Source organism: Bradyrhizobium sp. AS23.2 (genome assembly GCF_001908185.1).
Lineage (GTDB): Bacteria > Pseudomonadota > Alphaproteobacteria > Rhizobiales > Xanthobacteraceae > Bradyrhizobium.
In genome coordinates, this window is sequence record NZ_LGHM01000024.1 from 1 (window position 1) to 6,725 (window position 6,725).

Here is a 6,725-nt window from a genome sequence, read left to right on the forward strand (position 1 = left end):
ATTGGCGCAGCCATACTCCTCGGGCAGCGTGATGCCGATCAGGCCGAGCTCGCCCATCTCGTTGAAGATCTCGCGATCGGTCTTCTCTTCGAGATAGGCCTTGGAGACGCGCGGCAGCAGCTTGTCCTGGGCGTAGGCCCGGGCGGTGTCGCGCACCATGCGCTCGTCTTCGGTCAGCTGCTCGTCGAGCAGGAACGGATCGTCCCACTGGAAAGAAGCCGCAGTCGGCTTGTCCTTGGCCTGAGGGCGCACGCTCATGAAACGTCCTTTCGCGTCTGGTTCCGTCTAAAAATTGCCCGACAAATTAAAGCGCCGGGGCCACAAGTGCAATTGCATCCTGGTTCGGTCATTCCGGGGCGCTGCGAAGCATCGAACCCGGAATCGCTTAGCCTCTACAACATCGAGATTCCGGGTCTGGCGCTTTTAGCGCCATCCCGGAATGACGCTGCCTCTCAGCTTTCGAGCTGCTCGTTGGCGACGATCTCGATGCCGAAGCCCGACAGGCCCTTGTAGTCGTGCACCGACGAGGTGAGATGGCGGATCGAGGTGACGCCGAGATCGCGCAAAATCTGCGCACCGACGCCGACCTCGCGCCACTGGCGGTTGCGGTCGGCCTCGGTCGCTGTCTCATCCGGCAGCGGCGACACGGGAACGCCGGCCGCGCCGTCACGCAGATAAACCAGCACACCGCGGCCGGACTTCTTGAAGTGCTCGAGCACGACCGCCATGCGCTTGTGGCCGGTAAAGGTGTCCTTGACGATGTTCGGCTTGTGGAAGCGCGTCAGCACGTTCTTGCCATCGCCGACGCCGTTATAGACGAAGGCGACATGAGCGATGGAATCGAACGGCGAGCGGTAGGCATAGCCCTGAAGCGGCCCGATCGGGCTTTCGGTCGTGAAGGTCGAGACCCGCTCGATCAGTTTTTCGCGTGCCTGGCGATAGGCGATCATGTCCGCGATAGTGACGTGCTTCAGCTTGTGCTGGGCAGCGAAGCGGGCGACCTGCTCGCCCTTCATCACGCTGCCGTCGTCGTTCATCAACTCGCTGATGACGCCGACCGGCGGCAGGCCCGAGAGCTTGCAGAGGTCGACGGCGGCCTCGGTATGGCCGGAGCGCAGAAGCACCCCGCCATCCTTGGCGATCAGCGGGAAGATGTGACCGGGCCGGGCGAAGTCGTTGGCGCCGACATTGGGATTGGACAGCGCGCGGCAGCATGAGGCGCGCTCCTCGGCGGAGATGCCGGTGCCGCCATCGGGTTTGTAGTCGATCGAGACCGTGAAGGCGGTGGTGTGCGCGGAATCGTTGTGCGCGACCATCGGATCGAGCCGCAGGCGGCGCGCGTCCTCGGTCGTCACAGGCGCGCAGACGATGCCGGAGGTGTGGCGGATGATGAAGGCCATTTTCTCGGCGGTGCAGAGCGAGGCGGCGACGATCAGATCGCCCTCTCCCTCGCGGTCCTCGTCGTCGGTGACGACCACGAGCTCACCCCGGGCGAAGGCCTGCAAGACTTGCTGAACGCTATCGGGCATTTCCCAATCTCTATCGGTTGTGAGCCGGAGGCTTAGCCGGACTTGGGCCGGGGCGCTAGTCTCCCCAGCGCAACCACTTATGCCGGACGGCAGGCCTGTTAAGGGGGCAGGCTTGCCCGGGCATACCAGGGATATAGGCGCGGACGGGCTCGGCAAGAAGGCGGCCGGGCGCCGTCAGGGCAGCACTTCGCGCCGCTCACCGAGGCGCAGATCGAGCTCGGAGCGCTTCTCGGCCAGAAGGCCGGCCTGGGCCGCCTCGATCACCGTGAACAGCTCATGGGCGTCGCTGAGCCGGGTCACGGTGACATAGCTGGCGCCGGCCTCGTAGAGTTCGCCGACGTCGGCCAGGAGGTCGGCCGTGGCCACGATCAGGGCAGTCGGATTGAGCGCACGGACGTGGCGGACCAGCTTCTCGTTGGTCGCGCCCTTGAGCAACGAATCCGGCACGCTGAGGATGATGATCTCGGACTTCCCAATTCCGGCGTGGAGCAGCGTATCGACATTGCTGATGTCGCCATAGATCACGTGCAGGCCGCGCGAAAGCAGCGTCTTGTACACATTGGGGTTGAAGTCGACCACGGTGATCTGCTCCAGCAGCACCGGTGTCTGCCGTTCGATCTCGGCCAGCAGCGCGCTCGCCGCACGGAAAAAGCCGAGGATGACGATGCGGCGGGCCTCGCCATGACCGCCCTCGTGCCCCTCCTCGGCATGGCCGTTGCCATGGTCGAGGTCGCGCAGGCCGATCCTCTTCAGCGGGCCGATCGCCCAGCGGGTGATCGCGTCGCTGCGGGTCATCACGAAGGTCGAGAGCACGGCAAGCACCACGAAGGCGAAGGAGGCCGCGTTCGCCGTCTCTGGCGCGATGTGATGGTCGGCGACGCCGGTCTGGATCACCACCAGCGAGAACTCGGAGATCTGCGCGAGGTTGAGGGCCGGCAACAGGCTCGCACGCAGGCCCTGCTTCATCAGATAGAGCGGGGTGAAGGTGGTGACGAGACGGCTTACCACCGTGAAGGCGGCTATCATCAAGGCTAACCCGATCACGGAGAGGCCGGGCACGGGAATGGTCATGCCGAGCGCGACGAAGAACAGCGTAATGAAGAAGTCGCGCAGCGTGGTGACCTTGGCCGTGACGTCGAGCGCATAGGGAAAGGTCGAGAGCGAAACACCGGCGATCAGGGCGCCCATCTCGCGCGACAGCGACAGCCGCTCGGCGGTCTCGGCGACGAGAAAACACCAGGCCAGCGCGCCGAGCAGGATCAGCTCGGGCCGCCGGGCGATCTGGTGGAACAGGCGCGGCAGCACGTAACGGCTGACCAGCAGCGCGGCGGCGACCAGCACCGCGACGCGGCCGATCGAGAGCAGGATGACGCTGACCTGCAGATTGGCAAGACTGGGCTGCACCGCCAGGAACAGGATGGCGAAGATGTCCTGGAGCACCAGCACGCCGAGGGTGATGCGGCCGGGCAGCGTGTCGAGCTCGCGTTTCTCGTAAAGCACCTTGACGATGATGACGGTGCTCGACAGCGCGCAGGCGACGCAGAGATAGAGCGCATCGAAGTGGCCACCGCCGAGCGACAGGCCGATGCCAACGAAGAAGAGGCCCCCGAGCAGGCAGCCGCCGAGGAGCTGGCCGCCTGCCGCGAACAGGATCACCTTTCCCGCCCGCACGATCTTCTTCAGGTCGATCTCCAGCCCGATCATGAACAGCATGAAGATCAGACCGAGCTCGGAGATGACGCTGATCGATTCCTGCGACTTGACCCAACCGGCGCCGAATGGACCTATGCAGAAGCCGGCGATAAGGTAGGCCAGGATCAGCGGTTGCCGGGAGAAGTGCGCCAAGAGGCCCAGCATCCAGGCAAACAGGATACAGAGAGTAATGTCGCGAATGAGCTCGTGCATACCAAATTGGTCCGTTTTGCCGCACCCTAGAGACGGGTTGCGGCGCGGCAAACGAGCAATTCGTCACATGCGAAAAAGGCTTTTCGCAGCAATGCTGCTATGCCTCCTTGCCTACAGCGTGCCCGCAGCCGCTCAATCCAAGGTCAATATCGAACAAAACTTCGCCGATTCGCTCACCGCGATGCCGAAGGAGGAACTCGCTGTCTCCGGCGGGTTCTACGTGCCCGCCTATTCCAGCGTCGCGATGAGCCAGGGCAAGCTGCGGGTCGACTTCTCGGTGACGCTGAGCGTGCACAACGCCTCCGAGACCCAGCCGCTGGTCGTCAAACGAATCGCCTATTTCGACACCACAGGCAAGCAGGTCGAGAGCTATCTGAAAGTTTCGGTGGCGCTGAAGCCGCTTGCCACCGTCTCGATCTTCATTCCAAACGACGACGTGCGAGGCGGGACCGGGGCCAATTTCATCGTCGACTGGGCCGCAACGGGCGAGATCGCCGAGCCGGTGGTCGAGGCCTTGATGGTTGGCGGCGTCGCCAATGCGCATTACGCTTTCATCAGCCAGGGACGTCCGACCCGGACGGCCGGCAAGAAATAAGGTTGGCCGGCGCAACGCCGGCTGCTCAACAAGAACAGAAACGAGGAATATCCCCATGACGTCCAGCTTCGATTTCGCGCCCCTGTTTCCGGCAGGGCTGCCGGCCCCGACTGCGCGCTGGACGGGCCTTGCCAAGTACAGCTTTGTCGGCGGCAACAACGACTCCGAGCAGATGCCGCTCGAAGACCTCATCGAGGCGGCCAATTCAGCCCTGCAAAGCGAAGGCCGGTCGCTGGCGACCTACGGGCTGGCACACGGCCCACAGGGCCATTTGCCGTTGCGCGAATTCCTCGTCACCAAACTCAAGCGCGATGCCGGGATCAACTGCACCGTTGACGACCTCCTGATCGTCTCGGGCTCGCTCCAGGCGCTCGACCTCGTCAACAACACGCTGCTCACGCGCGGCGATACCGTGATTTTCGAGCAGGAGAGCTATCAGGGTTCGCTGAACCGCCTGACACGGCTCGGGGTCAACGTCGTCGGCATTCCCCTCGACAAGGACGGCATGCGCATGGACGTGCTCGCCGCGAAGCTGGCCGTCCTCAAGAGCCGCGGCATCCGGCCGAAATACATCTACACCATCCCGACGGTGCAGAACCCGACCGGCAGCATCATGCCGGAGAGCCGGCGCGCCGAGCTGTTGCAGCTGTCGGCGGAATACGGCGTGCCGATCTTCGAGGACGATTGCTATGCCGACCTCGTCTGGTCGGGACAGCGGCCGCCGGCGATTTACGCGATGAGCCCGAGCGGCGGCGTGATCCATATCGGCTCGTTCTCGAAGTCGATCGCGCCGGCGCTGCGCGTCGGCTTCATCGTCGCACCCTGGGATGTGATGTCACGGATGCTGTCGCTGAAAACAGATGCCGGCTCCGGCGCGCTGGAGCAGATGGTGCTCGCCGCCTATTGCAAGCCGCATTTCGCAAGCCATGTGCCGGCACTGACGAAGGCGCTGCGCACCAAGCTCGATACGCTGATGGAAGCCCTGAACGAGCAGTTCGGGACGGCGGCCGAGTTCGAGGAGCCGAAGGGCGGCATCTTCCTGTGGGTGAAGCTGCCCGATCAGGTCGATACGCTGAAGCTGTATCAGGCGGCGCTCGCCGCCGGCGTCTCGATCAATCCAGGACCGGAATGGTCGACCAACAAGAGCCATTCCAGCTCGCGGCTGCGGCTGTGCTTTGCGAGCCCGTCGCATCAGCAGATCCGCGATGGTGTCGCCGTGCTGGCCGAAGTCTGCCGCAAGGAATTCGGCGTGCCAGCCCGCAGCGCCAATGTGGAGAAACGTGCCTAGCGGTTTATCAGGCCGCCTGTGGCTGGCTGCCGTGGATCGCGGAGGCCAGCCGCAGCAGAAGGACTATCGAAACGTTGCCCTTGCCGGCCTCGATCTGGGCGATGTAGCGCTCGGAAATCCCGGAGCGGCGGGCCAGCTCCCGGCGCGACAGCGCGCAGCGCATGCGCGAGGATCTCAAGCGCTCACCCAGTTCGGCCAGAAACGCGATCTCGGAATAAGGCGGCACGGCACGGCTGCCCGGCAGCACCTCGCCCGCGAAATCCATGACTTGATTCAGCATCGGTCTATCCACGTTCGCCTTCGGGAGCGCCATCCTACCCCCGAAACGTACGGCCTCATTGACGCGGATCAAATTCGCGCGCGATCGGCGGCTGCCGTGGACGGCCGCGAGCGGGATGCTACAGTTTGGAATTCTTCGAGGTGGGGCCTTCCAGGACATGACGCATCGTTTGAGCCGCTGGATCACGGCTGCGCTGCTGTGGTTAGCGTTGACGTCCACGGCCGGTGCCGAGTCGCTTGCGGCGACGGTCGAGCAATGGGGCCTGCTCGGCTCGTGGGCGGTCGATTGCGCAGGTCGGCCTGACCGCGACAAGGGCGCGCTCTTGACTTACGAAATCCGAAGGGACGGCCGCGTGATGTACCGGCGCAATTTCGGCGAGGCCAAGGATGAGAACGAGGTGGTGTCCGCCACGGTCAACGCCGAGGGCCTGCTCAACATGATGGTGTACTTCGCCTCGCTGCATCAGACCCGTGAGTTCGGGCTGCTTCTCGCAAAGGACGGCAGCCTGCGCGCAATCTACAATCGCAGCGAACGCGGCGAATACACGATCAGAGACGGCAAATACGTCGCCACTGGCGTGCCCACGCCTGCACAGCAGCGCTGCGATTAACAGCCGTTCAGAATTCTCCCGCAATTCCTCCGGAACGTTCACGCGAATGCACGGTTTAAATTTGCATTCGATTGGAGGAGGACATCATGAAGAAGCTTGGTTATGTGGTTGCCGCTCTCGGTGCGCTCGCAGTCGCGGCGCCGACGCTGGCCAGTGCGGAAACGGTGGTGATCAAGCGCGGTCATCATCACGGCCCGTACGGCGCCCGCGCCGAATTCCGCGAGCATCGCGACCATGGCTGGCATCGTGGCTGGCACAATCACGACAGGACCGTGGTCATCAAACGCAGCCATCGCTACTGGGACTAACGCGCAACGCAACAGGGAAATGGCCCCTCGCGGGGCCATTTCTCTTGCGTCTTGGAAGCGTTCGGCGAGCCTAAAGCGCGATGAGATTGGTATGAATCGTCATCGCGCTCCAGGTTGTTGTTTGAGCATGATCTCCGCGCAAACGCGTTCCGCGTTTGTCGCGAGGGAAAACCGCTTCACACTTTTCCGGATCATGCTCTAGGCGGTGTG

The 6,725-nt window shown here is 63.6% G+C and carries 8 protein-coding genes; 4 read left to right on the plus strand and 4 right to left on the minus strand.

Annotated features, from left to right (window positions below):
* From AC630_RS05075 to AC630_RS05085, 3 genes are all read right to left on the minus strand, one after another.
* A partial coding sequence (locus AC630_RS05075; RefSeq protein WP_208866957.1) for an acyl-CoA dehydrogenase family protein occupies positions 1 to 258 on the minus strand: 258 nt, incomplete at its 3' end.
* 194 nt (positions 259 to 452) lie between these two features.
* Positions 453 to 1,529 carry a 3,4-dihydroxy-2-butanone-4-phosphate synthase gene (gene ribB / locus AC630_RS05080; protein WP_074117375.1) on the minus strand — a complete coding sequence of 359 codons (1,077 nt, stop codon included), beginning with the start codon at positions 1,527 to 1,529 and terminating at the stop codon, positions 453 to 455.
* Positions 1,530 to 1,703: 174 nt separating this feature from the next.
* Complete coding sequence (locus tag AC630_RS05085) at positions 1,704 to 3,434, minus strand: cation:proton antiporter domain-containing protein (protein WP_074117376.1); 1,731 nt, start codon at positions 3,432 to 3,434, stop codon at positions 1,704 to 1,706.
* Between the two features lie 67 nt (positions 3,435 to 3,501).
* Here AC630_RS05085 and AC630_RS05090 point away from each other — a divergent pair, with 67 nt between their 5' ends.
* A complete protein-coding gene (locus AC630_RS05090; protein ID WP_074117377.1) occupies positions 3,502 to 4,029 on the plus strand; it encodes a DUF3124 domain-containing protein in 528 nt (175 codons plus the stop codon).
* Positions 4,030 to 4,084: 55 nt separating this feature from the next.
* Positions 4,085 to 5,317 carry an aminotransferase-like domain-containing protein gene (locus AC630_RS05095; protein ID WP_074117379.1) on the plus strand — a complete coding sequence of 411 codons (1,233 nt, stop codon included), beginning with the start codon at positions 4,085 to 4,087 and terminating at the stop codon, positions 5,315 to 5,317.
* Between the two features lie 7 nt (positions 5,318 to 5,324).
* Here AC630_RS05095 and AC630_RS05100 read toward each other — a convergent pair whose 3' ends face one another.
* A complete protein-coding gene (locus AC630_RS05100) occupies positions 5,325 to 5,597 on the minus strand; it encodes a helix-turn-helix domain-containing protein (protein WP_074117383.1) in 273 nt (90 codons plus the stop codon).
* A gap of 157 nt (positions 5,598 to 5,754) precedes the next feature.
* Here AC630_RS05100 and AC630_RS05105 point away from each other — a divergent pair, with 157 nt between their 5' ends.
* Together AC630_RS05105 and AC630_RS05110 are read left to right on the plus strand one after the other, a co-directional pair.
* Positions 5,755 to 6,207 carry a hypothetical protein gene (locus tag AC630_RS05105; RefSeq protein ID WP_074117381.1) on the plus strand — a complete coding sequence of 151 codons (453 nt, stop codon included), beginning with the start codon at positions 5,755 to 5,757 and terminating at the stop codon, positions 6,205 to 6,207.
* 86 nt (positions 6,208 to 6,293) lie between these two features.
* On the plus strand, positions 6,294 to 6,515 hold the full coding sequence (locus tag AC630_RS05110) for a hypothetical protein (protein ID WP_074117385.1): 222 nt from the start codon (positions 6,294 to 6,296) through the stop codon (positions 6,513 to 6,515).
* The last annotated feature ends 210 nt before the right edge of the window (positions 6,516 to 6,725 follow it).